21 protein-coding genes are annotated in these 24,190 nt (G+C 46.4%); 11 read left to right on the forward strand and 10 right to left on the reverse strand.

Annotation, left to right across the window (positions count from 1 at the left end):
- Nucleotides 1-19: 19 nt before the first annotated feature.
- From flgL to DESAL_RS04765, 4 genes are all read left to right on the forward strand, one after another.
- Entirely contained in the window at nt 20-1,228 is a 1,209-nt protein-coding gene (gene flgL / locus DESAL_RS04750) for a flagellar hook-associated protein FlgL (RefSeq protein WP_015850827.1), read from the forward strand.
- A 10-nt stretch (nt 1,229-1,238) separates the two neighbouring features.
- Nucleotides 1,239-2,963 carry a flagellar filament capping protein FliD gene (fliD, locus tag DESAL_RS04755; RefSeq protein ID WP_015850828.1) on the forward strand — a complete coding sequence of 575 codons (1,725 nt, stop codon included), beginning with the start codon at nt 1,239-1,241 and terminating at the stop codon, nt 2,961-2,963.
- A 21-nt stretch (nt 2,964-2,984) separates the two neighbouring features.
- Entirely contained in the window at nt 2,985-3,842 is an 858-nt protein-coding gene (locus DESAL_RS19645; RefSeq protein WP_015850829.1) for a helix-turn-helix domain-containing protein, read from the forward strand.
- A gap of 121 nt (nt 3,843-3,963) precedes the next feature.
- Nucleotides 3,964-4,302: a tRNA-binding protein gene (locus tag DESAL_RS04765; protein WP_015850830.1), complete on the forward strand. Its 339-nt coding sequence runs from the start codon at nt 3,964-3,966 to the stop codon at nt 4,300-4,302.
- Between the two features lie 115 nt (nt 4,303-4,417).
- Here the strand turns inward: DESAL_RS04765 and DESAL_RS04770 are convergent, their stop codons facing one another.
- From DESAL_RS04770 to DESAL_RS19650, 4 genes are all read right to left on the reverse strand, one after another.
- Nucleotides 4,418-5,536, reverse strand: coding sequence for an MBL fold metallo-hydrolase (locus tag DESAL_RS04770; protein ID WP_015850831.1), 1,119 nt, complete (start codon nt 5,534-5,536; stop codon nt 4,418-4,420).
- A 73-nt stretch (nt 5,537-5,609) separates the two neighbouring features.
- Complete coding sequence (locus DESAL_RS04775; protein ID WP_015850832.1) at nt 5,610-8,738, reverse strand: efflux RND transporter permease subunit; 3,129 nt, start codon at nt 8,736-8,738, stop codon at nt 5,610-5,612.
- Nucleotides 8,735-9,775, reverse strand: coding sequence for an efflux RND transporter periplasmic adaptor subunit (locus DESAL_RS04780; protein ID WP_015850833.1), 1,041 nt, complete (start codon nt 9,773-9,775; stop codon nt 8,735-8,737). Before DESAL_RS04780 ends, DESAL_RS04775 begins: the two co-directional genes overlap by 4 nt.
- Nucleotides 9,765-10,400 carry a TetR/AcrR family transcriptional regulator gene (locus DESAL_RS19650; RefSeq protein ID WP_015850834.1) on the reverse strand — a complete coding sequence of 212 codons (636 nt, stop codon included), beginning with the start codon at nt 10,398-10,400 and terminating at the stop codon, nt 9,765-9,767. Before DESAL_RS19650 ends, DESAL_RS04780 begins: the two co-directional genes overlap by 11 nt.
- Before the next feature lie 314 nt (nt 10,401-10,714).
- On the opposite strand from DESAL_RS19650, the gene DESAL_RS04790 reads away from it, so the two are divergent.
- Together DESAL_RS04790 and DESAL_RS04795 are read left to right on the forward strand one after the other, a co-directional pair.
- A complete protein-coding gene (locus DESAL_RS04790; RefSeq protein ID WP_015850835.1) occupies nt 10,715-11,869 on the forward strand; it encodes a Bcr/CflA family efflux MFS transporter in 1,155 nt (384 codons plus the stop codon).
- A 160-nt stretch (nt 11,870-12,029) separates the two neighbouring features.
- Nucleotides 12,030-12,329 (forward strand): hypothetical protein, encoded by a 300-nt coding sequence (locus tag DESAL_RS04795; RefSeq protein ID WP_015850836.1) that lies wholly within the window; start codon nt 12,030-12,032, stop codon nt 12,327-12,329.
- Nucleotides 12,330-12,403: 74 nt separating this feature from the next.
- Here DESAL_RS04795 and DESAL_RS04800 read toward each other — a convergent pair whose 3' ends face one another.
- Nucleotides 12,404-12,703, reverse strand: a complete 300-nt coding sequence (locus DESAL_RS04800; protein ID WP_015850837.1) for a putative quinol monooxygenase — start codon at nt 12,701-12,703, stop codon at nt 12,404-12,406.
- Between the two features lie 222 nt (nt 12,704-12,925).
- Here DESAL_RS04800 and DESAL_RS04805 point away from each other — a divergent pair, with 222 nt between their 5' ends.
- Nucleotides 12,926-13,408 carry a methylated-DNA--[protein]-cysteine S-methyltransferase gene (locus tag DESAL_RS04805; protein WP_015850838.1) on the forward strand — a complete coding sequence of 161 codons (483 nt, stop codon included), beginning with the start codon at nt 12,926-12,928 and terminating at the stop codon, nt 13,406-13,408.
- Nucleotides 13,409-13,416: 8 nt separating this feature from the next.
- Here DESAL_RS04805 and DESAL_RS04810 read toward each other — a convergent pair whose 3' ends face one another.
- The 3 genes from DESAL_RS04810 to DESAL_RS19655 form a co-directional block, all read right to left on the reverse strand.
- Nucleotides 13,417-14,508 (reverse strand): tetratricopeptide repeat protein, encoded by a 1,092-nt coding sequence (locus DESAL_RS04810; protein ID WP_015850839.1) that lies wholly within the window; start codon nt 14,506-14,508, stop codon nt 13,417-13,419.
- Between the two features lie 163 nt (nt 14,509-14,671).
- A complete protein-coding gene (locus DESAL_RS04815; protein ID WP_015850840.1) occupies nt 14,672-15,055 on the reverse strand; it encodes a hypothetical protein in 384 nt (127 codons plus the stop codon).
- 111 nt (nt 15,056-15,166) lie between these two features.
- Complete coding sequence (locus DESAL_RS19655) at nt 15,167-17,620, reverse strand: ATP-binding protein (protein WP_197528788.1); 2,454 nt, start codon at nt 17,618-17,620, stop codon at nt 15,167-15,169.
- 231 nt (nt 17,621-17,851) lie between these two features.
- Between DESAL_RS19655 and DESAL_RS04825 the strand changes: the two genes are divergently transcribed.
- From DESAL_RS04825 to DESAL_RS04840, 4 genes are all read left to right on the forward strand, one after another.
- A complete protein-coding gene (locus DESAL_RS04825) occupies nt 17,852-18,820 on the forward strand; it encodes a YbgA family protein (RefSeq protein ID WP_015850842.1) in 969 nt (322 codons plus the stop codon).
- Nucleotides 18,813-20,360 carry an SDR family oxidoreductase gene (locus DESAL_RS04830; RefSeq protein WP_015850843.1) on the forward strand — a complete coding sequence of 516 codons (1,548 nt, stop codon included), beginning with the start codon at nt 18,813-18,815 and terminating at the stop codon, nt 20,358-20,360. The genes DESAL_RS04825 and DESAL_RS04830 overlap by 8 nt, the downstream gene beginning before the upstream one ends.
- Nucleotides 20,353-21,690, forward strand: a complete 1,338-nt coding sequence (locus DESAL_RS04835; protein WP_015850844.1) for a deoxyribodipyrimidine photo-lyase — start codon at nt 20,353-20,355, stop codon at nt 21,688-21,690. The genes DESAL_RS04830 and DESAL_RS04835 overlap by 8 nt, the downstream gene beginning before the upstream one ends.
- A gap of 180 nt (nt 21,691-21,870) precedes the next feature.
- Nucleotides 21,871-22,233: a hypothetical protein gene (locus DESAL_RS04840; protein ID WP_015850845.1), complete on the forward strand. Its 363-nt coding sequence runs from the start codon at nt 21,871-21,873 to the stop codon at nt 22,231-22,233.
- Nucleotides 22,234-22,287: 54 nt separating this feature from the next.
- On the opposite strand, the gene DESAL_RS04845 is transcribed toward DESAL_RS04840, so the two are convergent.
- On the reverse strand, nt 22,288-22,998 hold the full coding sequence (locus DESAL_RS04845; protein WP_015850846.1) for an alpha/beta hydrolase: 711 nt from the start codon (nt 22,996-22,998) through the stop codon (nt 22,288-22,290).
- A 134-nt stretch (nt 22,999-23,132) separates the two neighbouring features.
- Nucleotides 23,133-24,071, reverse strand: coding sequence for an ABC transporter substrate-binding protein (locus DESAL_RS04850; RefSeq protein WP_015850847.1), 939 nt, complete (start codon nt 24,069-24,071; stop codon nt 23,133-23,135).
- Nucleotides 24,072-24,190 lie beyond the last annotated feature (119 nt).

A 24,190-nucleotide genomic window follows, 5' to 3' on the forward strand; every position in this document is an offset into this window, starting at 1 on the left:
ATTCTTTACGGAGGCAGCAATGAGAGTCAGCACATCACAGATATATGATCAGAGCATAACCAATGTCAGTAGGTCATTGGCTGATTACATGAATGTTTCCAATCAGGTCGCCACTCAGAAGAAGATAAATGCTCCGTCTGATGATCCGGCAGGCATGGGCAATGTGGTTAACCTGCGCAGCTATGACCAGACCCTTGAAGATTACTATAACAACACCCAGTACGCTATGAGCTTGCTGGGCAGTGCGGACGGCCTGCTCAGTGAGGCCAGCGAGATAATGATTTCCGTCAAGGAACAGGCCGAGCAGGGGGCCACCGGAACTTATACGGCCGAGCAACAGCAGGCTATGGCTGTAAATATGATGGGCTATCAGGATTCTCTGCTTGCTATTGCCAACTCCGAAATTGGCGATGACTACCTTTTCTCCGGTGAATCAACGGACACGGCTCCATATGAATATGTCCCCGGAGTGACTGTTACCGGAGATTCTCCGGCCAAAAGTGATTTTGCGGCATTTACGGGTGAACTTGATGATCCGGTAATCGTGGAGTTCACCTCGGACGGAACCATCGGCGCGGACTCTGTTGATTATCGCTATTCCCTTGATGGCGGGAGCACGTGGCTTACCGGAACGATGGACGGCACGGCTATTCCCCCGGATACGACTATGGAACTGGGAGATGTTTCCGTAGAAATGAACGCAGGTACGGCGGTTACAGCTTATGACTCTGATGGTAAGACTGGCGGTCAGTTCGTAGTCCGTAATTCACTGCAATATAACGGGTCTGATGAGGCTATGGCTGTGGGGATTTCAGAAAGTACCGAGCTGGATGTCAATTCTGTGGGCAGCGATATCTTCGGCGGCGTGAACCCGGATACCGGAGAACCATTTTCTGAGCCCAACATGTTTGAAGCCATAAGTGATTCCATTGCCTACATGTGGATAGGTGATGAAGAGGCTACGGCAACCACCATTGAAACCATCGATAACGGCTACAACCGGATGTTGATCGAAACATCCAATGTGGGGGCTAGGGAGGAGAAGGCTGACTTCACCGGACAAAGCTTGAGCCTGACCCGTGAACGTGTTGCATCTGCCATCAGCGACGAGGAGGATGCTGACAGCACTGCATTGACCATTGAACTGAGTCGTTCGGAATACATTTATAATGCCGTGCTCAGTTCAACCTCTGAAGTAATCAGCATGTCGATCATGAACTATCTGTAGGAGGTTCACCATGGCAGTAGCATCAGTATCAACAGGCTCTTACCAGTCTACCTCAACTTCGGGCGGTTTCACCATTAATGGACTTGGTGATGGAACAGATTGGACCGATCTCATTGAAGCCTCCGTTGAGGCGGAAAGTTATGAACTGGAGAAGTATCAGGAAGATTTGGAAGAGGCGGAGGCTGTCTCGGAGCTTCTAGAAGCCTTGAATGAAGAAATCCTTACGTTATCCGGTATATTGCAGGGAATAGACGAAATGGATGAATTTCTGGCCTATTCCGTTTCCACTACCGGAGATGGAGAAGTTCAGGCTTCAATTGAAGACGGGGCTACCGAGGATTCGTATAATCTGGTCGTGAACCAGTTGGCGCAAAAGGATGTTTGGATTTCAGAAGACATGTCCATTACTTCCTCTGACCAATCTATCATTTCGTCCAACTCATCAATCACCCTGTCCTATGCCGGGGAAGAGATTACTATGGACGTAACCGCCGGAACAACAGCTCAGGAACTGGTGGACCAGATTAATAGTGACCCGGATTTTGATAACAAGATTACCGCTTCTTTGATCAGCGACGGCAGTAATTATTATATCAAATTCAGCGGAGAGGATACCGGGGCGGATAACGCGGTTGTACTGACCGACTTGAGCGCTATTGACGGCTACAATGCGAGTTCTTTCACCAACACTCAGACCGCTCAGAATGCGCAGATGAAGGTGGATGGCTTCCCGTCAGGTTCCGGCAATTGGATCGAGCGCCCGTCCAACACCGTTGATGATGTTATCGACAACATGACTCTGACCCTTAACGCGGTTACTGATGAATCAGGCATAAACGTAGGTGTTTCATACGATACAGATGCCATGATTGAAACAATCGAGACATTTGTTTCAGAGGTAAATCAGCTTCTCTACGACCTGCTGGATGTAACCGGAGAATTGGCGGATGAAGATGATGACGGCAGCACGGTTTATATCAAGGATGCAACTCTCGGTTTGGTCTATGATTCGGTAAAGGATGCTCTGACTTCAGCAGGATTGGGGTTTCTTTATTATGACAGCGAAACCGGGAAAGGGGATATGTATGCCTCTCTTTCAGCTATCGGCATTACCACTGACAGTACTGAAGGTTCATCCACTTTCGGACAGTTGGAAATAGATTACGATGAACTTGAAGATGCGTTGGCTGCGGACCCCGAAGCAGTCGCTATGTTGTTTGCGGCAAATGGAGAAGCGGAAACTGACAGCTCCGATATGCGGGTTCTTTCGACAATTTCCGGTTTAACTTCGGCCGGGGATTACGATGTTGAATACACGGTTTCAGGCGGGGTAATCACTGCCGCTACAATTAACGGTGTGGATATGACCATCAGCGGCAATACCCTGCTGGCAACAAGGGATAGCGATGCTAACGGTCTGTACTTGGAGGTTTCGGATTTGACGGACGGCACATATTCCAGCACAGTTACTGTAAAGCAGGGCAAATGCGGACAGCTGGCAGATCTCTGTTCGGCGTTAACCGATGTCTCTACCGGGAGCATTCCCCTGCTGGCTGCAAGCTATGATGACCTGACCTCCAAGCTTGAAGGTGATATTTACGCTGAAGAAGCAAGACTTGATACTTACCGGACAAGGTTAGAAGAAAAGTATTCCGCTCTGGATACCATGCTTGCCTATTATTCAGGGGTAGAGAGCCAGCTTGAAACAACTCTGGCTTCCCTTGATTCCAGTTAATACCCGCTTAAAAATTACGAAATGGCAATAGATGATAAGTTGATTTATTCTTCGCCCGTAGAAGGGCTGGAAGTTCTTTCGTGCAGCAGTGGCAGGGAATTTAAAAGCCATCTGCATGATGGTTATGTGCTCTGGCTTAATTCCGAATCCGGTGAGAAGTATTGTCTCAATGGATGTTCTGATATTCTTCAGCCCGGTTCCATCAGTATTATCGAGCCGGAGACAGTCCATTCCAACAGTCCCTGCTGTACCGAACGCAGACACCTGCGCAGTTTTTATTTTTCTGAAAAGTTTGTCCGTTCACTTAACTATAAATTACTGGGCGATGAAAACGTTCCTTCTCCATTTCGCAATATTCTTCTTGAAAATAAGCAACTCTGGCAGAATTTATCCGTTTTGCATCACAAATTGCTCAGCCCTGTAGAAACACTGGAAACTGATGAAGCCATCCTTTCCGTGCTTTCCGGGTTGTACCGTCATGCCGGAGACGGGACAATCAGGCCCGGAAGTGAAGATAGAAGGGTCTCCATGATAGTTGATTATCTGCATGCCCACGCTGAGCGCAATTTAAGCCTTGCCGAGCTTGCCGATCTAGCCGGATGTACTGAGTTTCACTTGATCCGTATTTTTCGCAGTCACAAGGGCATGACGCCGCACTCTTTCCTGATCCAATTGCGGCTGGAGAAGGCCCGCGCCATGATTGCCACTAATTCTCCCATTGCCGATACAGCTGCACTGTGCGGTTTTTCTGATCAAAGTCACCTGACCCGTCTTTTCAAGATCAGGTACGGACTTACTCCCCGTCAGTATCAGAAGGCCTCCGGCGGCCCTCCTGGGTCCAAAGAACCCTTTGGAAAAGGGGTCTCTGGACTCTCCTAAACTTTTCATTAAGCTTCGCTGTCTGAATTGATAGATTGGTATTTCATGTCAATTTTATTCAATATTCATGAAGATCGGTCAGCTATTTTCTTCTCATAAAAAGAAGTTATGAGGAGAAGAAATGAATACAATTAGTTGGAGTGATTTTGAAAAGGTAGAGATCAGGGTCGGAAAGATTGTTGAGGCCCGTGTTTTTGAAGAAGCGCGCGTACCTGCATACATTCTGCATATAGATTTCGGGCCAGAAATAGGCATGCGTAAATCAAGTGCCCAGATCACCAAGCTTTATAGTGCGGAAGATTTACCCGGTAAACTCGTTGTTGGTGTCGTTAACTTTCCGAAGAAGCAGATCGGCCCGCTCATGTCTGAGTGTCTAGTGACCGGATTTCATGATGAAAATGGAGATGTGGCGCTATGTGTGCCGGACAAGAAAGTGCCACTCGGCGCTAAGCTTTGTTAGGCGATGTAGGTTTGTGATGTGTCAGCGGCGAAGCCCTATTAAAAAGTTTTGAAGGGATGGGGTCTGGGGAAGGGAAAATTTTCCCAGACCCCATCCCCAGCCGCCGGAGGCAAATCTATTGTGGTGCAACAGCCAATTCATGCTTCTTGGCAGGTTCCCACCATGCAGTGTGGGTGCTTTGTCCGGGCATGCATAGTTCCCCCATTTGCGGGGTCAGCAGATTAATTCCCTGTTCTGCTGCAAGGTTGGACACTCTGCGGATAGGCTCATCCCACTTGTGAAAAGCAAGGTCATATGCTCCCCAATGCACGGGCAGCATGTATTTCCCACCAAGTTCTATATGTGCCTGCACAGATTCTTCGGGCATCATATGAACGTTTTTCCAGCCTTTGTCATAAGCTCCCGCCTCAATCATGGTCAGGTCAAACGGACCGTATTGCTTGCCGATTTCCTTGAATCGACCATCATACCCTCCGTCACCGGAGTAGTAAGCTCTGTGGTGCTCACCTTTGAATATATATGAAGTCCAGAGGGTCTTGTTCCTGTCACTCAGACCGCGACCGGAGAAGTGCTGGGTGGGTGCGGAAATTATTTCAACGTCACGGATTGTGATGGACTCATACCAGTTGAGTTCAACAATCTGTTCCGGCTTGCAGCCCCATTTGCGCAGGTGGGAACCAACTCCAAGGGGCACAATGAAAAGTTTAACTTTTGGCGCTAACTGCTTGATGGTGTTCATCTCAAGGTGATCGTAATGGTCGTGGGAAATGATCACCGCATCTACTTCGGGAAGCTCATTGCGCTCGATAGGGGAAGGCTGAAAGCGGTTAACAGTGAAAGGCACCGGGGATGCATTGTTGAAAACAGGATCAATGAGCAGCCGAACTCCGTCAATATCGAGGATCATGGAAGAATGGCCCAGCCATGCTATCTGTAATTCTTCCGGAGTGGTAGAGAAGGATTCTTTGGTCAGGTGGATGTATGGAAGCTTTTGGTCCGGTGTGCGGCTGAGGTCAAAGAAGAAATTCATTGCTTTGGCAAAGGTGAATCCCTCCACAGTCATATTGACCGGATTTTCGTTGAGAAATATTCCGTTTTGGAAATTGGGGACTTTTTCAAACATGGTGCTTTCCTCAATAGACGGGGCCTGCCCCATCTTGGAGCAGGCCGGGACCCCGATGGAGATCCCGGCTGCTGCCAGCAATGCGAATATATAAAGTAGTGTCTTTTTCATTTAAGTTTTCAGCCTGTTGAATCCATGAATATATATTTATCGGATAATCAACATCTGCTCTTCATACTTTTGTCTAGTTTACGGCCTGTTTTGCTAGTTTTGCGGATTTGCGTTGTGCTGTCCGTTCCTGCCAGCTCTCTTGCAAAGAGCAGAGGGTGGGTACTACTACAAGGGTTAGCACGGTGGCGATAGCCAGTCCGAAAATAACTGCTACAGCCATGGGACCCCACCACTGGGATGTTTCACTGCCCATGTCTAGACGCATGTTAATGAAGTCGAAACTCACGCCTGTTGCCATGGGAATCAGGCCCAGCACAGTGGTGATGGCGGTGAGCAGTACCGGGCGGAAACGGGTCAACCCGGCTTCAATGAGTGCTTCTCGGGCATTGCGGCCTTGTTCCTTGAGTTGCTCAAAGTAGTCGATGAGCACGATGGCGTTGTTAACCACGACTCCGGCAAGGGAGAGTACCCCGACTCCGGTCATGATGACTCCGAAGGCCGTCCCGGTTATCAGCAACCCGACCATAACTCCCCCGAGAGAGAGGATAACTGCGGTCAGGATGATAAACGGTGTGGCAACGGAGTTGAACTGGGTTACCAGTACTATGAAGATCAGGAACAATGCTCCGGCAAAGGCTCTTTCAAGGAAAGCGGAGGCTTTGGCCTGTTCTTCCTGTTCACCTGTGAACTTGTATGAGTAGCCGCGCGGCAATTCTATGCCGGATACAGCTTTATTAATGTCGGCAATAACTTCCTCAGCAAGGCGGCCGGATACATCGGCAGAAATGGTGACAACCCTTTTCTGGTCAATGCGGTTGATACCGCCCAGTCCACCACCCATAGTCACATCAGCAAGGCTGGTGATGGGGATCGGTTCACCTTTCGGTCCGGAAACGATAATCCTGCGGATATCCTCAAGGGAATCGCGTTCATCTTTGGGTAGACGGGCGACAATGTCGTATTCGTCTTTGCCTTCGCGGTAGACCCCGACTTTGACACCGTTAATGGCGGTCTTAACTGCCTGAGCAATAGTGAAAGCGTCGAGGCCCATGATGGCAGCTTTCTCTTTGTCCACGTCTACACGAATTTCAGGTTTAGCTGAGATGTAGTTGTCTTTAAGGTCAACCAGTCCGGGAATATCTTTGATAACCCGCTTGAAGGAAGCTGTGATTTCTCCAAGCTGGCGCAGGTCCTTGCCGTATATTTCCATGTTGATGGCACTGCCAGTGGGCGGTCCCATTTTTTCCGCTTCAGCACGTACTTCCGCTCCTCGGATGGCGTGCTGAAGGCGGCCACGGATTTCATCGGTGATTTCAGATGAAGGGCGGCTGCGGTCCTGAATATCCACGTAATCAAGCTTAACAAGACTGTAGTGGGTACCGATTTCATCGGACTGCCCGGATTCCCCGGTGTTGGCGATGATGTACTCAATGTCCGGGTATTCGGCGGCGATTTTCTCAACCACTTTTACGAACTGGTCCGAGGCTTCAAGGTTGGTTCCCACCGGAGCTTTGATCTTGACATCGGAACGCTTGGGTTCGGTCTTGGGCAGGAATTCCACACCGCGTCCGAACATGCCGAAGCTGACTGTGGAAACAATCAGGAAAGCAAACGCAAAAAGTACCACCCACAGTCTGTGATCCAGAGACCATTCAAGAATGGGGCGGTAGATGTTCTTGAGCGTTTCCATCATGCGATCAATCAAACCGGGCTTGGCATCTTCATCAAGCTTAGGCACATCCTGAAACTTTGCCGAGAGCACCGGGTTGATTACCAGCGCCACAAACAGCGATGCAGTAAGGGCAATGATTACTGTGATGGGCAGGTAGCTCATGAATTCACCCATAATTCCGGGCCAGAAGACCATGGGAAAGAATGCGCCCACAGTGGTCAGGGTGGAAGCTATTACCGGCCATGCCACTTCGTCTGTGGCGTCCATTGCCGCCTGCAAACGGGATTTACCCATACCCATGTGGCGGTAGATGTTTTCGACTACAACGATCCCGTTATCCACCAGCATCCCGAGACTCAGGATCAGTGAGAAGAGGATAACCATGTTCAGGGTGTAGGAGAATATCTCCAGCACGGTGAAGGTTATCAGCATGGACAGCGGAATAGCCAGTGATACAAACAGGGCCGACCTACCGCCGATGAAGGCGAAAACCACGATGAGAACCAGCAGCAGCCCGGTAATAATGTTGTTCTGCAAGTCGGCAACCATCTGACGGATTTCATCAGATTGGTCTGCTGTGAGGTTAATTTTCAGGGTTGGCGGCAGGATCTGCTGTTCTTCCTTAAGGATTTCCTTAACCGTATCAATGATACGGATGATGTTTTCCCCGGCTCTTTTCTTAACTTCAATGGTTACACTCTGGATTCCGTTGAAGCGACTTTTGGAGGTCGGGTCTTTGTAGTGGTCGCGGATAGTGGCGATATCGCGCAGATAGATAGGACGTCCGTCCTGTTCGTAAACTACGATTTTATCGATCTCATCCGGGTGCTTGAAGTCTTCGGGCACACGCACGAGATACTTGGATTTTCCGATTTCAACAGAACCGCCGGGAGTGTTTACGTTGGCGTTTTTCACTGAGCTGAGCAGGCTGGAAAGCGGAATATTGTAGAAGGCCACACGGTCCATGTCGAATTCCACATGGATTTCACGCTCAAGGCCACCAATGATCTTGGCATCCAGCACGCCCTGAACTGATTCAATGCGATCTTCAAGCTGCTCGGCAAACACTTTCAGCCGTTTCAATGAGAACGGGCCGGAAAGAACCACGTTCAGAATGGGCTGTTCCGAAAGGTTTACCTCGTTGATGACCGGTTCATCTGGCAGGTCCGAGGGCAGGTCCGGTTTAGCCTGATCCACCTTATCGCGTACTTTCTGCAAAGCGTCGTCAATGTCTACATCAGGGTTGAATTCAACCTTGATGATGGAAACACCGTCATCGGAAATGGAGGAAATCTCCTTAGTTCCGGAAAGCCCTTTGAGTTTGCGCTCAATGGGCATGGTGATCAAAGTCTCCATGTCTTCCGGGGCTACACCTTCGAAGTTTGTCTGTACAAAGATGTAGGGAATGGTGATGTCCGGGTCACTCTCGCGGGGCAGGGATGCATAGCTGGATATTCCGGCTATGATGATAAAAACAAGCAGGACCATTACGGTGGACTGCCTGTTTAATGCTGCTTTGTTGATAATCACTGGGTCACCACCTTTGTGCCGTCTTCTACCATGGTGTGTCCTGCTGTGATCAGCTTCTCACCTGCTTTGAGGCCTTTGGTAATCTGGGCGCGGTCGCCATCGATTACGCCGAGTTCAATTGTACGAACTTGAGCCACGCCGTCTTTTTCGACGTATATGATTCGTTCCCCACCCTGATTGATAATAGCGGAAAGGGGAGTGGTGACCGCGTCAGTTACGGTCCGGCGCAAGAGGGACACTCGGCCAAGCATTCCGGCACGGATTTCTCCGGCTGAGTTGTCGGTGATAACTTTGGTTTCAAATGTTTTGGAGAATTTATCAGCCTTGAAGGATACGAAGTCGATTACGCCTTCCCATGTTTTACCGGGGAGCGCATCAACGGAAACAGTAACCTTCTGACCTTTTTTGATATAGGAAATGTCCATTTCCGGGACGTTGATAATAGTCTTGATGATGGAGGAGTCCACGATATCAACAACATTGGAGCCAACTTCCAGACGTTCGCCACGGTCAACGTAACGTTTGTTGATTATTCCGGCTATGGGAGCTCTCACGATACCGTATTCCACGTTGACCAGCATTTCTTTGAGTGATGCTTCGCTCTGCTCCAGTTCGGCCTTGATCTGGTCGTACTCTTCCTGTGCAAGAACTCCTTTTTTGAGCAGTTCCTTGCGGCGGCGCAACTGTTCGGCGGCGAGCTTTTTGGCTGCCTTGGCGCGGTCGAATTTTGCTCCGCTTGATGCTCCGTCAAGGCGGGCGATGAGCTGACCTTTTTTGACGTGATCGCCTTCTTTCACACCGAGCCAGACAACTGTGCCGGCTGATTCGGAAGATACGCAGACATCCTTATCCGGTTCAGTTTCCCCGGGAAGGGTTAGTATGTCCTTGATGGTTACCGGGGCAACTTCAACTGTTCCTACCCGTACTGATCTTTCCGGGGCTGCTGTGTTGGCTTCAGTCTGCTTGTCAGATTCACATCCGCAGAGTGCGAGAAGCAGGACGCTCAGCATGAGGGGAATCATATGTTTATTCTGCATGATATTTTTCCTTAATGGCTTTAAGAGAGCCGAGGATGAATGTGGTGTAGTAATCGGTCATGAAGTTCAATTTTTCTTCGGATTCGATTTCTCCTTCCGGATAATGAATAATGGCCAGAAAATGGTGAACGAGCACTCCGCTGGCAGCGATATGTGCCTGCTGGATGATTTTCTCATCGTCTATGGGGGCCAGCATTTTCCGTACGATCGGGTTAAGCAGTTCTCCATCTAAATCATCATGGCATTTGAACAGATCCGGGTCGCAGGCTTCAGAAACGTACTCTTCAAAAAGAAGACGGATCTTACGTTTTTTGATTTTTTCCGGATCATCGTAGGTGCAAAGTGATCTCAGTTCACCGTAAATATATGCGCGTAAACGTTCTTCAATTGTGGATTGCTCTGTAATGCCTTTGAGTCTGTCGCCGTCTTCAAGCATTGCGTCCATCCATGATTTAAGGACTTGAAGGTATAGTTTTCGTTTGTCTCCGAAATGATAATTGATGGCAGCGACATTGGCGTCTGCTTCTGCGCAGATGTCGCGTACGGTTGTAGCTTTGAAGCCTTTCTCGCAGAATACTCGGCTGGCTGCTTCCAGAATCCGTTCTTTGGTACTTTGATCACTCATGTATATCTCCAATAACAATTAAAACACTGTTTGAAGCCTTGTATGATTCTGGTCGCAATGAGTCAAGCAGTATTTCAAACAATGTTTCAATTTAGTTGCTGAGTATCTATTTATCTTTGTCGAGGTGAACAATTTGTGAATGGTAAGAATTGTTAATTTGTGCCCGGTGGAGTGTTTTCCAGTTGACCAGAATATCTGCCGGGACTAATGGTATGGTTCATTTTGAACTTCCCTCAGTAAAGTCTGTTTCCCCAATTCATTTCCTCTTTTTATCTGAGTTAATCAGAATCATTTTAATTTAAGTAAGTATTGCTATGCCTAATTTCCTTTTTATTACTATGCTGGCGGCATTTCCCGCCCTGTCTACAGATATGTATCTTCCCGCACTGCCGACCATTCAAGAGCAGTGGGGTATTTCTCTGGCTGAAGTGAATCTTTCGCTTGTGCTGTTTTTCATCTTTTTCAGTTTCTTCATGCTCATTTACGGTCCACTGTCTGACAAATATGGGCGTAGACCGGTGCTGATAGGCGGAGTAGGAATATACGTGCTCGGCAGTGTGCTCTGTGCCCTTTCTACTAACATTTGGTTTCTGGTAACTGCCCGCATTGTTCAGGCCGCAGGTGCTGCTTCGGCCTCGGCTCTTTCCATGGCGCTGGCAAAGGATCTCTATACAGGTTCTGAGCGTCAGAAGGTTCTGGCTTACATCGGGGTGATTATACCTTTGTGCCCTATGCTGGCCCCCATGCTGGGCAGCATGATGTTAAAGTTTTTGTCCTGGAAATGGATTTTCGGATGTCAGGCAGTGCTTGCGTCTATGGCCTTTTACGGCACTCTGGTTTTCAAGGAGCCTGAATTTGAAAAAACAGAGGGCGGGATTCTAAACATGCTTTCCCGTTATCTGGTGGTACTTAAGAACGTAGAGTTCACTACGTATTGTTTTGCTTTTTCAGTCATTGCGATTGGATTTTTCGGGTTTCTGGCTGGTTCGGCGGATATTTATATCCGTGGATTTGGAATGAATGAGCAGCAGTACGCCATGTTTTTCGGCTTTAACGCTATCGGCTTCATGACCGGATCGTTCACTTGCTCAAGACTTTGTGTCGGCTATTCATCCATTTCTATTCTCAAGGTCTCACTGATCGGCGTAATACTGGCAAGTATCGGTGTGCTGGCGTTGGGCGGATCGGAATATGCCTTTGCCGCGCCTATGTTCCTGATGACATTTTCGATCGGGGTCAGCAGGCCTATCAGCAACCATATGATTCTTGAGACCGTGGACCGGGACATCGGTGCTGCTTCTGCGCTTTTGACTTTCACCTATTTTATATTTGGTGCCGTTGCAATGGAGCTGATTTCTTTTGACTGGCCGTCAAAGATAAGTGTTATCGGTCAGATGGGAATTCTCGGCGGAACTATCCCGTTGTTATCTCTTTTGTGGATGGCGCGGCGAGCAGGGGTGGCCGGATAAGTTTCGAGAGAAATTTGTGTTTTATGAAGAGTCTGTGTCGATATAATCGATACAGACTCTTTGTTTTTTGTTGGGGATGTTGTAGTATGTAAAGACTGTACTTATATATTGTCGTTTTAGTAATAGATGTTCTTCTAACTCAAAGAAAAGGGGAGTTGTTATGCGTAAGATTTTATTTGGTTTTATTCTTTGCTTGTTGCTTTCAGGAACTGCTTTTGCCGGCCTTAGCGATATTAAAATGCCGGATCTTATGTCTGAGGGATGGATGTATATGCCGACCGGAAGCCAACCCGGGGTTCGGTATGAAGGGTATGTGAACACAAAGACTATGCAGGATATTCTGTTTATTCTTACCGAGGAAGGAGGGCAGATTAAGGTTGAAGCTAAAAAATTAGGCATCGTAAGCACAATGCCTGAGAGTGAAGTTCCTAACTTTATTAAGACCGCGCTTGTTAAGTAGAGTATCGGGAAAAAGAATTAAAAAAAACTCGCGTATAATATACGCGAGTTTTTATTTTTTCCGGTAAGAACTTGTTATTCAGGAATCGAGTCAATCAATTCCAGCATTTCCAGTTCGCCTTCTCCTGCGCTGAGTGCCCCGATTTTTCCGATGGCTGCTTTGAAGTGATCGGAGTTGGCGTGGAAGTCGAAGGCTTCCTGATCTTTGAATTTTTCAATGAAGCGAAATGCGCCGGGAGTATCGACAACACGGTGCAGTCTGTATTCTACTGAACCGTCTTCGGTTGCGGTGGCTTTGACCAGTTCACGCAGGACAACTTCCAGTTCCTGCTCATTGCCTTCTGCTGCTTGAATTTTCGCGGTAAGAGTTATCATTTTTTCTCCATGTTGAATGTTATAGTTTGGGTTGGTCTTTTCTTAGAGAATCTTTTCAACTTTTAGATCGATATTTTGGATGAAATAGGCTGTTTAATACTGTTTTCATCTTCAAAGTTCTTCATTAATGTAGGGTAAGAAAAGAGCTTGCTGATTCTTATAGCGTAAAACTGTGGAAAAAGCATTTCCATGTTGCTTTGAACTCTTTGGAGGTGAATTCTTATGGGCACTTTTTATACAAGATTCATGACCCCGCTTTGCGAAATTATTCTGGCAGGTAGCGAGGATGGACTGTCGCATTTGCATATGCAGACCGGCGAAGGTCGCCGTGTGTTTGAAATTAACCCCGGCTGGATACGTGATGACGATTTTTTCTCGGATATAAAAGGCCAGATTGAAGAGTATTTATCCGGTAACCGTTCTAAGTTTAATGTAAAGTTAGATCCGCAGGGAACGGATTTTCAAAAGCGTGTTTGGTCGGAGCTGTGTAGAATTCCTTGCGGAGAGACTCGATCCTACAAAGAAATTGCGATTGCTCTTGGGAATGAAAATGCGAGCAGGGCTGTGGGAACGGCGAATGGAAAAAATCCTGTACCGCTAATAATTCCCTGCCATCGGGTGATTGCTGCCGATGGAAGTCTGGCTGGATTTGCGCATGGCACAAAAATTAAGCAACAATTGTTGGATATTGAGAAAGGGGATTGAGGAGATGTCTATTCTTCCAGCTCATCATCAATGCTGACTTTAGGAGATTCGGTATCTGATGCGGGATTATCCTTCTTCATCTTCTCGAGTAATTTGACGATTTGTTTATGTAATGATCTTGCCGGTTCAAGGCTTGAATCAAGACGCAGGCTGAGTTCTGTATAGTTCAGGGCGCTTTCGTATTCTTTCGCGTAGGTATAAGCGCGTGCCATATTGTAATAAAGGTTGGCATCGTTGGGAGTGAATGTGCAAGCTTGATGGTAGGCTTTGATGGCTCCCTGATAATCTCCGTCTTTACGCAGTTTTACGCCGAGTCGGTTGAAGGGGTTTACTGCATCCGGTTCGTTTTGGAGAATCTCAACGAAGAGCTCTTTCACATTATCAAGTTTGTCCTGAACAGCGTATATGTCAGCAGCTTTATTCAGGTAGTCCTGATAATTGCCCATATCGCCTTTGCCTTTGTAAGCATCGGCCATACCTTTGTAAGCTTCAGCATACATTTCATTGAGGGCGATTGCCTTGTTGAAGGCGATGATGGCCTTGCCGAATTTTTCCTGTGAAAGGAAGTTCAAGCCCTTATCAAAATATTCTTCCGCAGGGCTTTTTCCAGCTTCGGTGACTTCATCTATGATTTCTGAAAAACTGTCGATTGCTTCATCGAAGCTGCCGTTGGCTACAAGATCCCATGATGAATTGAGAAGTTCTTTTTCAATTTCATCGGGGCTGGCACTCATGTATGCGGCAAATACGTGGCGTTTGAGGGTTTCCATGCTGTATGGGCGCAATACATAACCACCGACTCCGGCGGCAATTGAGTCTAATACTGATTCTTTGCGCTGGTCCGGGGTGACCATTATTACGGGGAGTGAACGCATGGCGTGGCGGCGCATCCTTCGAACACAATCAGCACCGGAAGTGTCGTGTAATGATTCATCGACAAGGGCGACATCGATTTCGCCGTTTTCCAGAGCACTTATTGCATTATCCCAGGTGGAATAAACATATATATCAGATGCGCCAAGTCCGACCAGAGTCAGTCTGTCGTTTGATATGTGTTTTGAATTGTTGGAAAAGATACCGTAACGAAGCTCTTCAAGCATTCCCCGCTCCTGAAGTGGTTAATTTCTATGTATATTACCTTTTCGTCAGGTTTGATTCAACTGAATTTACATTATAATTACGTGATTTTTCTTTTAAGCGACTACAGGCCCGTGCCCACTTGGAGGACACGGGCCTGTTTTGCGCTTAAAATATAGTGTACGTTTAGCTCAGGCTTATGGAAAGCGGAATTACATGAAGTTCTCTACTTTTTTCCTGAGTAGCGCCGAGTTTCCAAGTCACGTTTTCTGGTTTGCCTACTGCTTCGCCTACTTTCTCAGCGACACCTTGAATATTAATGATCGGATGGCGGGAGAATACCTGCGGCAGACCGTATGTAAGGTTGCAGGCCAGACAGCATCCCGGACGCTGGTGCAATTGCAGCTCGAAATTTACAGTATTGCCGTTATCCCCGGCGTAAGCGAGGGAAATATCGTAGCTGCCTTCCTCTGCATCGCCGAAAAGAGCCTCGAAAAAATCGTTGGTCCTGTCTTTTGGAAAGAGACTGCTCATCATTTCCTGATCAAAAATATCCGCATATTGAGCCATAAAAACTCCATTCATTTGTTTCCGTTTTATTTGAGTAATCTGCCGAGTTCACTTCAATGCCTTTGAAAATGCCTCTATGTCAACTCTTTCAGGAGTTGGATCAGGCTGGATTTAATCCCGATGCGCTGTTCCGGCGATAATTTTTTCAAGGTCTTTCATTTCAAATGGTTTGCAGAGATAGCCGTTAACTCCGGCTTCAAGAGCTGAGTACCTGCTTTCCTTATTTGCGTGTGCGGAAAGAGCTATAATTGGAATGTCACGCACGTTTATAAAACTATTAGAGGTACGGATTGTGCGGGTAGCTTCCAGTCCGTCCATAATGGGCATCTGGATATCCATAAGGATAGTATCAAAAACACCTTCACTCAAAATCTCAAGGCAATGAGCTCCATTCTCCGCACAAGTTACTTTGTGGCCCATACGTTCGAGCAGTTTACGGGCCATCATTCTGTTAACGGGTTCATCTTCAACCAGTAGGATGTGGAGTATGGGAGTTTCTATCATAGAATCGGACTTTTTGTTTTGGTTTGGTTCAGGGGGATCTGCAATTCTCAAGGAAATTGTAAAACTTATTGTAGTTCCATGATGTAGTGAACTTTCAATTTTAATTGAGCCTTCCATTAGCTCGATAAGTCTTTTAACAATGGCAAGTCCCAGCCCTGCACCCTTGTATCGTCTTGAGAGCGAACCATCTACCTGAGTAAATGAATCGAAAATACGTTCCTGGTAGTCTTCAGGAATGCCTATCCCGGTGTCACTTACAGTGAAATGCAGGTTGTTCTTGTCCTGACAGGTTCCCGGACCGGCTCTAGCTTCGACTCTTATTTCACCGTGGTCGGTGAATTTAATGCTGTTTCCAATGAGGTTGAAAAGAATCTGTCTGATGCGGCCTTCATCACCAAAGTAGTAGGATTCAGTTTCCGGGAAAATGGAGTATGATAAATCAACTTCTTTCTTTTCGGCTTGCGGTTTGAATAGGTTGATGCTTTCTTCCAATAGCTTGTTCAGGGAAAATTTATCTTCAAAAAGATCAAGAGTACCCATTTCAACTTTCGACAGGTCGAGAATGTCATCTAAAACACGCAGTAGATTACGGGAAGATTGCAGGGCTACACTGATGCAGTTCCTATGTTCCTGATTAAGTTTTGCTGAGTTCATGACCTGCAACATCCCCATGACGCCGTTCAACGGAGTTCTTATCTCGTGGCTGATGTTGGCTAGAAATTCATCTTTTGTCTTATTGGCGCGAATTGCAGATTCTTTGGCTGCGGAAAGTTCCTTTTCGTTTTTTAATCGTTTAGTAATGTCATGAATGATTGATATGAGCAGGGTCTTACCATTATGATTAAAAGGTCCTGAAAAGACTTCAACATCTTTTATATCACCGTTCTTGCAACGATGCTGGAATATAAAGTTTGTCCGGTCTGCTTTATGCGCTTCACTCATGTTTGAGATTACTTCTGCGCGCGAAAGAACATTTATATCAAATATATTCTTTGCTTGCAGTTCAGTATGGGAATATCCGTAAAATTCTGTCGCAGCTGTGTTTGCGTCCAGTATTTTGCCTGTCTGCGGGTTGATGATGAGCATGACCGAGTGGTTGTTTTCAAAAAGAGCCCGGTATTGTTCTTCGCTTTCTCGGATGGCTAAATCGTATTTCTTTCGTTCAATTGCCAAGGCTATCTGATGGGAACAGGCTGAAAATAGTTGAATATCCTCTTCGCAAAAGATGTCAGAATTTTCATAGTCCTGAATTACCAGTACCCCTATGGGGGTATTGCGCACCCGCATGGGAACCCCGATCCATATCTCAGGAATCCGGCCCATAACTTCTAAGGAACCGTGTTCAACAGACTTGATTATCTCTTGTCTGGTTAATTGGACAATTTCGTTGTTCTTGATTGGCAGCAGACTTATTCTGTTGTTATCCGGGTCGAATATGTTTTGTATTGGTGGATATTCACTGATTCCTTCATCTACACAGTACGTAAACACCAGTTCTTCCTGTTCCTGATCGATTAGGGCAATAAAGAAATTTTTTGCTTTAAGCTCCTTAAGCATTATTTCATGTATCGACTGCATCAACTCATTAAGATCTTTTGCTGAATTAAATTGGCAGATAATTTCATAGAGTACAGATTGCAGGTGCTTGCTATGCGCCAGCTCACGCTCTTTGTTTATTACTTCTGTGATGTCTTCAGCATAAATCGCCACTCTGGAAACTTTATCGTTTTCGATTATAGGGTAGTGCGAATGGAGTATTATTCTGCCTTCTCTTGTATCCTGAAATTTGATTGGTTCCCCGCTCTTAACCACGTTGTCAAACATATGCTTTCTATATGCGGCCAGCTCAGGAGGCAGGTAGTCGAATATATTTTTACCTGTAAGTGATTCAGGCGTAGTTTTTAAAATGTCGGCAACTATGCGGTTGACGTGAATCACAGTTCCGTCATTCTCAAGAAGCAGTATGGATTGCGTGTTTGCATCAAGAAGCACCTTGATGTTCTTTTCCGCATCCATAGCCTTCTTCCGGGCTTCTTTTAATGCTGCTTGTGGTGATTTCATATTTGCTGGACCGTCCATGAAGCCTAAATCATTGCCTAAGGTTTTTGAGAATATTTATAATATGTAAAAAAAGTGTTTTTTTCCATTAAAGAATTCAAAAAAGAGTTCTCTTTTTTGTCGGAAGAAGTTTTGTGGATGGTAAATTAGAAGATGTTTTCTTACTTGTATGGTTTTCCTTTTGTATATGAGTTAGTTTATAAAAAAGTATGCTTGCGTATAAAGGAGACTGGAATGACAAAAATAGAAACTGAAGCAGGAAAAGTCAGGATTGGGATAGCCAGATGTTTGTTGGGTGAAAATGTTCGCTATGATGGTTCTCACAAGCTGGATCGTTACTTAAGGGATGTGTTGGGTCAGTTTGTGGAATGGGTTCCTGTCTGTCCTGAAACGGAATGCGGTATGGGCATTCCCCGTGAGGCTGTCCGGCTGGTGGGAGAGTTGGAGAATCCACGACTGGTGGGTCGTAATTCCGGAGAGGACTGGACCGGGCGCATGCAGGAATGGGGGCGTAAAAAATTAGCCGCATTGGATAAGGAAAATCTCAGCGGATATATATTTAAGCATGGCTCCCCTTCAAATGCTTTGGGCCGGATGAAGGTCTTTGGTGATGACGGGAAAATATTTTATTCCGGCACCGGAATCTGGGCCCGTATGGTTATGGATCACTTCCCGTCACTTCCATGCGAAGATGACGGCAGGTTGCATGATGCCGGAATCAGAGAGAATTTTATTAATCGCATTTTTACCTTTAAACGGTGGCGCGATGTTGCAGATGACGGTCTTTCTCCTGCTAAGCTGGTTGATTTTCATACCCGCCATAAAATGTTGATCATGGTTCATAACGAAGTCATTTACCGCGAGATGGGCAGGCTTGTGTCTACAGCAGGAAGTGCTGATCCTTCATCCTTAAGTAAAGAATATGCAGCCATGCTTTTCAAGGCTCTTACTTATAGGCCAACAGTCAAGAAGCATGTAAATGTACTGACTCACGTCTTGGGACATTTTAAGAAAGATCTATCGCCAGATGAGAAACAGGAAATGTTGAAATTGATTGACCAATTTCATAAAAACCTTATCCCTTTGATTGTTCCGGTAACCATGCTTAATCATTACGTGCGCAAATATGGAAAGACATATTTGGAGCAACAATTCTACCTCAACCCTTATCCCGCAGAACTAATGCTGAGGAATCATGTCTGATCGTCAAAACAAGTTGATTTGCGTGTTGGGAGCCACAGGATATGTAGGAGGCCGGCTTGTTCCGCAACTTTTAAATCAAGGTTGGAAAGTCCGAGCTGTCGGGCGTTCTCAGGCCAAGTTGCGCACCCGGCCATATAGCTTCCATGAAAATTGTGAATTGGCAGAAGCGGATCTTTTTGATCGGGAATCACTGGAAAAAGCTTTGCAGGGTTGTTCCGCTGTTTACTATCTGGTGCATTCCATGCAACCGGGCAGTTCCGATTTTGCAGAAAAAGACCGTATTGCGGCGCAAAATACTGTTCATGCTGCAGAGCAGGCTGGATTGGAAAGGATAATCTATCTTGGCGGTATGGTTCCGGATGATCCGAATATCAGCCACCACCTGAAATCAAGAGCTGAGGTTGCAGATATACTTTCCGCAGGAGAGGTGCCGTGTACTACGCTCAGGGCTGCGGTCATCCTTGGTTCGGGGAGTGCTTCGTTTGAGATTCTACGTTATCTGGTGGATCGTCTTCCTGCGATGATCACCCCGCGCTGGGTACGAACCGAGAGTCAGCCGATCAGCATCCGTGATGTTTTGTTTTATCTTTCCGGTTGTCTTGAGCACCCTGAAACCGCCGGTGAGAGCTATGATATCGGCGGGCCTTTTATTGAGACATATGAAAAGTTGTTCCGTATTTACCAGCAAGAGGCAGGATTGCGTAAGCGTCTGATCATCCCGGTGCCGTTTGTGTCACCAAAATTGTCTTCCTATTGGCTGGGGCTGGTGTCCCCTGTTCCGGTTTCGCTAGCTGTGCCGCTGGTAATGGGGCTGCGTAACAGGGTAGTCTGCAAGGATTACCGCATCCGTGAAATCATGCCCTGTGAATTGACAGATTGCCGGACTGCTATCCGTCGTGCGTTAAATAAAGTTGAGCAGGAAGTTGTTGATACCTGCTGGTCCGATGCCGGAACCCTTGGAACACCGGAATGGGCCATTTGTGGAGATGCCGGATATTCCGGTGGTACAGTCTACCATTCAGCATATCGGGTAAAGTTGGAAGGATGTGCCGATGATCTTTGGAAAAAAATTATATCCATCGGCGGAGAGGAAGGCTGGTATTGCTGCAATGCACTTTGGTCTATGCGCGGATGGCTGGATAAGTTTGTAGGCGGGGTCGGCTTGCGCCGTGGGCGCAGACATCCTTCCGAGGTCAGCGTCGGTGATGCTCTTGATTTTTGGCGGGTGCTGGATGTTCAGCCCGGTGAAAGGCTGCTTCTGCTGGCGGAGATGAAATTGCCCGGAGAGGCGCTGCTTGAATTTACTCTTGAGAATACCATCGTTGGGGACACTGAATTGACTATGACAGCACGATTTCTTCCACGCGGTCTGGGGGGAATCCTTTATTGGTGGTCGGTCTATCCGTTTCATGCACTTGTTTTTAAGGGGATGGCCCGTGCCTTGGCTGAGAAGAGCGGGTGCCGCTTAATGGAAGGTCCTGAACTGGTAGAGGGGCCTGCTCCGAGGTGTCGTATTCCCGGAGGAAAGGATAATGGCTAAAGTTGATGTTAGGCGAATAAAAAAACTCAACTCAGCTGAAATTTCAGGGGGACCGATCGTCTATTGGATGAGTCGTGAACAGCGAGTCTTCGATAATTGGGGGCTGCTCCATGCCCGTGAACTTGCCGGAGACAAAGTCCCGCTGATTGTTGTCTTTTGCCTTGTTCCTTCTTTTCTGGGAGCAACATTGCGCCATTATGATTTCATGCTCAATGGAATGCAGCAGGTTGAAAAGGATTTGCGGAAGCTTGGTTACGACTTTGTTCTGCTCAGTGGGCAACCTGATGAAACATTGCCTGCTTTTGTTTCTAATATTCGCGCAGGAGCCGTGGTTACAGATTTCGATCCCCTGCGCATAAAGCAGCAATGGCAGGAAAATGTCGGGCAGAAGATTGATATCCCGCTGCTTGAGGTTGATGGTCATAATATAGTTCCGGCCCGTTTTGTGACTGATAAGCGTGAGTATGGGGCTCGTACAATCAGACCCAAGATCCAGAGATTGCTTCCGGAATTCTTAGAGGAATTCCCTGAATTAGCCTCAGCTGAGGTAAAGGGAGAGGGGTTCCCGGTTGTCGATTGGAAACAGGTACGCAGTTCCATTAAAGTGGATGAAACTGTCGGTCCGGTTGATCTGATTCCCGGTGAGTCGGCTGCCCATGCTGCTCTTGATGAGTTTGTAACGTACGGCCTTGGGGCTTACGCGGAAAAGCGTAATGACCCCAATGCTGAAGCAACGTCACGTCTTTCGGCTTATTACCATTTTGGGCAACTGGCTCCCCAACGTGCAGCATTGGAAGTTGCTGCCAGGCCTACAGGGGAGAGTGTGGACTCATACCTTGAAGAGCTCATTATTCGTCGTGAGCTTTCAGATAATTTTTGTTTGCATACCCCAAATTATGATTCGCTGGATGCAGCACCGGAGTGGGCGCAGAAAACCCTATCTGAGCATTCAGCAGATCGACGGGCTTATCTGTATTCGTATGAAGATTTTGAACAGGCGCGTACTCATTCAGCATTGTGGAATGCGGCTCAGAGTCAGATGGTTCATTCGGGATTCATGCATGGGTACATGCGTATGTATTGGGCCAAAAAAATTCTGGAATGGTCCGCCTCAGCAGAAGAAGCATTGAGCATTACCATTGCACTTAATGATCGTTTTGAATTGGACGGGCGTGATCCTAACGGATATGTGGGTGCGCTTTGGTCCATTGGCGGGGTGCATGATCGTGGGTGGAAAAAGCGCTCAGTTTTCGGTTCCATTCGTTATATGAATGAGCGGGGTTGCCGCCGTAAATTTGATGTAGATGCTTATGTCAGAAAATGGGGCTAAGGTATTTAAAAAATAAATGCTGTTTGTTTTTATGGAGTGTGTGCTTACTCTCTTGACTTTAATAAAGTTCTAAATTGTAGCTGTTTATAGGAAGAGAGTTTTTTTAAGAAAAATAATGTCAATGCCGATATAGCGTGTTAAAATTCAAGAGTCCTTAAATTTATTATTTGGAGGTTTGTTATGGCTAATATGGATTATCCCGGACCTTGTCCCAGTTGCGTAGGTATTGACGGTTGTAGCACTGAAGAATCAAAACAGCAGGCTGTAAATCACTATTGCAAGGGCTTGGAAATGGAGCTCAATTCGTGGAAATCACGGCTGTATGACGTTCTGGCTGACGACAAGTCCGATAATCTCAAGGATCAGATCGTGCATCTCAAGTCGACCATGAAAGAACTGGAAGCTGTTGTAGAACAGATGAAAGATGTATGCCCCACCAGTCTCGGTGAGCAGGAAAAAGTAATCTCCGGCAAGCTCGAAGATTTGCGTGTTCACTACACAAAGGCAATGGAAGTTTTGGCTCCCGGTTGGTTCGGTGGCTGATTTAAAGAAAATAGTCTTGTATGTAAGGCCGGTTCCTTAGAGTTCCGGCCTTTATTATTTTTCCAAGAGTGATTCCTTCAACCAGTTTCTATAGTACGACATCTGTTCTTCTGTGTGAAAAAAGTGCTCACCGCCTTCCTGTATTTCCAAGTCGCAATTAAATTTATCCTTGAAAGCAGAAATGGTCTTAAAATCACACAGTTCGTCATTTGAACCGTAAAGAATTGATGTGGGGGAATTCCATAAAGTTACGAGATTTTCTTTTACGTAACAGTAGTAGTCCCAATAGAGAGTTTCACCGATAGGGGTAGATATGGTTTCTTCCTGCTTAAGTCTTTCTTCGGTTACATCAAACCAAGTCATTAGCTTTGTGATGATCGATTCCATGTCCACAACAGGAGAAAGGAATAAGCTTTGTTGTATTGCATCATTCTTATATGCGAGGAGGCTGAAGTAAGCACCTATACTGCATGCAAAAATACCGATATTTTTTGAGATTGATTTTGAGAAATCCATTATGGATCTCAAATCCTGAACACAGTTTTGTACCTTACAAAGCCGGGGCTCTTTCTCACGGTCCCCATGCTTGGGAAGATCAAAGCTTAAGACCTGATATCCTGACTTGGTGGCTTCTTCTGCAAGTACGACAATTGAATTGTCCGTTTTGCTTGCTTTGTTGCCATGTACAGCAATAATCAGATTCTCGGATTCTTCACCCCAAAGGATTGCGGGTATGTTCTCTATGTTTATGTGCTTGGTTTTCATATTCAGGTTCTCCGGACAATTATATTAGGCAATACAGCGAATATCTTATGTAACAGCTTGTAAAATATCTTATTTGTAATTTGCTTTGATTCTTCTTGGCATTTGTCAATGCCCGGAATCTTTTCAGCTTAATGTCAGTTAAAACATATGGGGCAAGCAGCCTTTTCCTTAATGGATATTTTGCGCAAGCAGCGCAATGCCCCGGCTTCATCGATATTGTCGTTTGTTATTATTGTGACCGGACTTTCCATATGTTTTGAAATTTTCTTTCCATTAAGCAGCTCGATAGCTGAGCGCACCCCGAAGAACCCCAGAGCATAAGGCCTCTGAGTGATAAGTGCTTCAATTTGTTTGTTGCGAACCCCTTCGAGCAACTTTTGATTATAATCGAAGGCAATAAACGGAATGTGAGTTTCGTTGCGGTCCTGCATAACATGCAGGACTCCATCTGAAGTGGCTTCGTTGGTTGTGAATACTCCAGCGATAGAGGGGGTGTTCGTCAAAATTTCTTTTGTGGAAAGCCTTGTTTCCCGCTCGCTGCCGTCAAGCATATGGATGGTGATAATAGTGCGTCCCGGAGACAGAGCCTGCATTTTATCGATGAATCCTTTTTCCCGCAAAGCACATGAACCATTATCCGGAGAGTGCCCGACCACCAGAACCGGCCCCGTCCCTTTTAGTTTGGAGGCCATCAGCTCAGCTCCCATAGCGCCTGCCTTGTAATTGTCTGTTGCAATGAAGCCGTCTATGGAATCAGTGGTTACAGGCGAGTCAATAATGACAATTTTGATGCCTGCTTTTGAAGCTTTTTCAATGTAAGGGTTCAGTGTTTTGCGGTCCATAGGGGCCAGTACAATAGCATCAACTTTTTGATCAATATAATATTCAAGAAGGTGCCGCTGTGCACTGGGCTTGTTCTCCACTCTTGGTCCGCGCCAGATCAGGGTGATGTCTGAATCTTCAACAGCTGCATGGGCTCCCATGCATACGATTCGCCAGAAATTAAAAATGGTTGCTTTAGGAATGGTGACAATTGTTTTTTGGGCATAACTTGCGCAGGGAAAGCACAGCATGTATGCTGTTAATAATGTGCAGGATATAAGTGAGCACAGAACCTTATATTTCCTTGATATAGAGATGGATGTTGAATCTGCCATTATAACGTGAATTGTTTTTGGTGAAAGACTTTAAT

The sequence above is a fragment of the Maridesulfovibrio salexigens DSM 2638 genome (genome assembly GCF_000023445.1).
Lineage (GTDB): Bacteria > Desulfobacterota > Desulfovibrionia > Desulfovibrionales > Desulfovibrionaceae > Maridesulfovibrio > Maridesulfovibrio salexigens.

What these genes read in the sequence shown, in the direction of transcription:
- flgL (WP_015850827.1), top strand. Translation starts at nt 20, where the DNA reads ATGAGAGTCAGCACATCACAGATATATGATCAGAGCATAACCAATGTC.
- fliD (WP_015850828.1), top strand. Translation starts at nt 1,239, where the DNA reads ATGGCAGTAGCATCAGTATCAACAGGCTCTTACCAGTCTACCTCAACT.
- DESAL_RS19645 (WP_015850829.1), top strand. Translation starts at nt 2,985, where the DNA reads ATGGCAATAGATGATAAGTTGATTTATTCTTCGCCCGTAGAAGGGCTG.
- DESAL_RS04765 (WP_015850830.1), top strand. Translation starts at nt 3,964, where the DNA reads ATGAATACAATTAGTTGGAGTGATTTTGAAAAGGTAGAGATCAGGGTC.
- DESAL_RS04770 (WP_015850831.1), bottom strand. Translation starts at nt 5,536, where the DNA reads ATGAAAAAGACACTACTTTATATATTCGCATTGCTGGCAGCAGCCGGG.
- DESAL_RS04780 (WP_015850833.1), bottom strand. Translation starts at nt 9,775, where the DNA reads ATGCAGAATAAACATATGATTCCCCTCATGCTGAGCGTCCTGCTTCTC.
- DESAL_RS19650 (WP_015850834.1), bottom strand. Translation starts at nt 10,400, where the DNA reads ATGAGTGATCAAAGTACCAAAGAACGGATTCTGGAAGCAGCCAGCCGA.
- DESAL_RS04790 (WP_015850835.1), top strand. Translation starts at nt 10,715, where the DNA reads ATGCCTAATTTCCTTTTTATTACTATGCTGGCGGCATTTCCCGCCCTG.
- DESAL_RS04795 (WP_015850836.1), top strand. Translation starts at nt 12,030, where the DNA reads ATGCGTAAGATTTTATTTGGTTTTATTCTTTGCTTGTTGCTTTCAGGA.
- DESAL_RS04800 (WP_015850837.1), bottom strand. Translation starts at nt 12,703, where the DNA reads ATGATAACTCTTACCGCGAAAATTCAAGCAGCAGAAGGCAATGAGCAG.
- DESAL_RS04805 (WP_015850838.1), top strand. Translation starts at nt 12,926, where the DNA reads ATGGGCACTTTTTATACAAGATTCATGACCCCGCTTTGCGAAATTATT.
- DESAL_RS04810 (WP_015850839.1), bottom strand. Translation starts at nt 14,508, where the DNA reads ATGCTTGAAGAGCTTCGTTACGGTATCTTTTCCAACAATTCAAAACAC.
- DESAL_RS04815 (WP_015850840.1), bottom strand. Translation starts at nt 15,055, where the DNA reads ATGGCTCAATATGCGGATATTTTTGATCAGGAAATGATGAGCAGTCTC.
- DESAL_RS19655 (WP_197528788.1), bottom strand. Translation starts at nt 17,620, where the DNA reads ATGAAATCACCACAAGCAGCATTAAAAGAAGCCCGGAAGAAGGCTATG.
- DESAL_RS04825 (WP_015850842.1), top strand. Translation starts at nt 17,852, where the DNA reads ATGACAAAAATAGAAACTGAAGCAGGAAAAGTCAGGATTGGGATAGCC.
- DESAL_RS04830 (WP_015850843.1), top strand. Translation starts at nt 18,813, where the DNA reads ATGTCTGATCGTCAAAACAAGTTGATTTGCGTGTTGGGAGCCACAGGA.
- DESAL_RS04835 (WP_015850844.1), top strand. Translation starts at nt 20,353, where the DNA reads ATGGCTAAAGTTGATGTTAGGCGAATAAAAAAACTCAACTCAGCTGAA.
- DESAL_RS04840 (WP_015850845.1), top strand. Translation starts at nt 21,871, where the DNA reads ATGGCTAATATGGATTATCCCGGACCTTGTCCCAGTTGCGTAGGTATT.
- DESAL_RS04845 (WP_015850846.1), bottom strand. Translation starts at nt 22,998, where the DNA reads ATGAAAACCAAGCACATAAACATAGAGAACATACCCGCAATCCTTTGG.
- DESAL_RS04850 (WP_015850847.1), bottom strand. Translation starts at nt 24,071, where the DNA reads ATGCTGTGCTTTCCCTGCGCAAGTTATGCCCAAAAAACAATTGTCACC.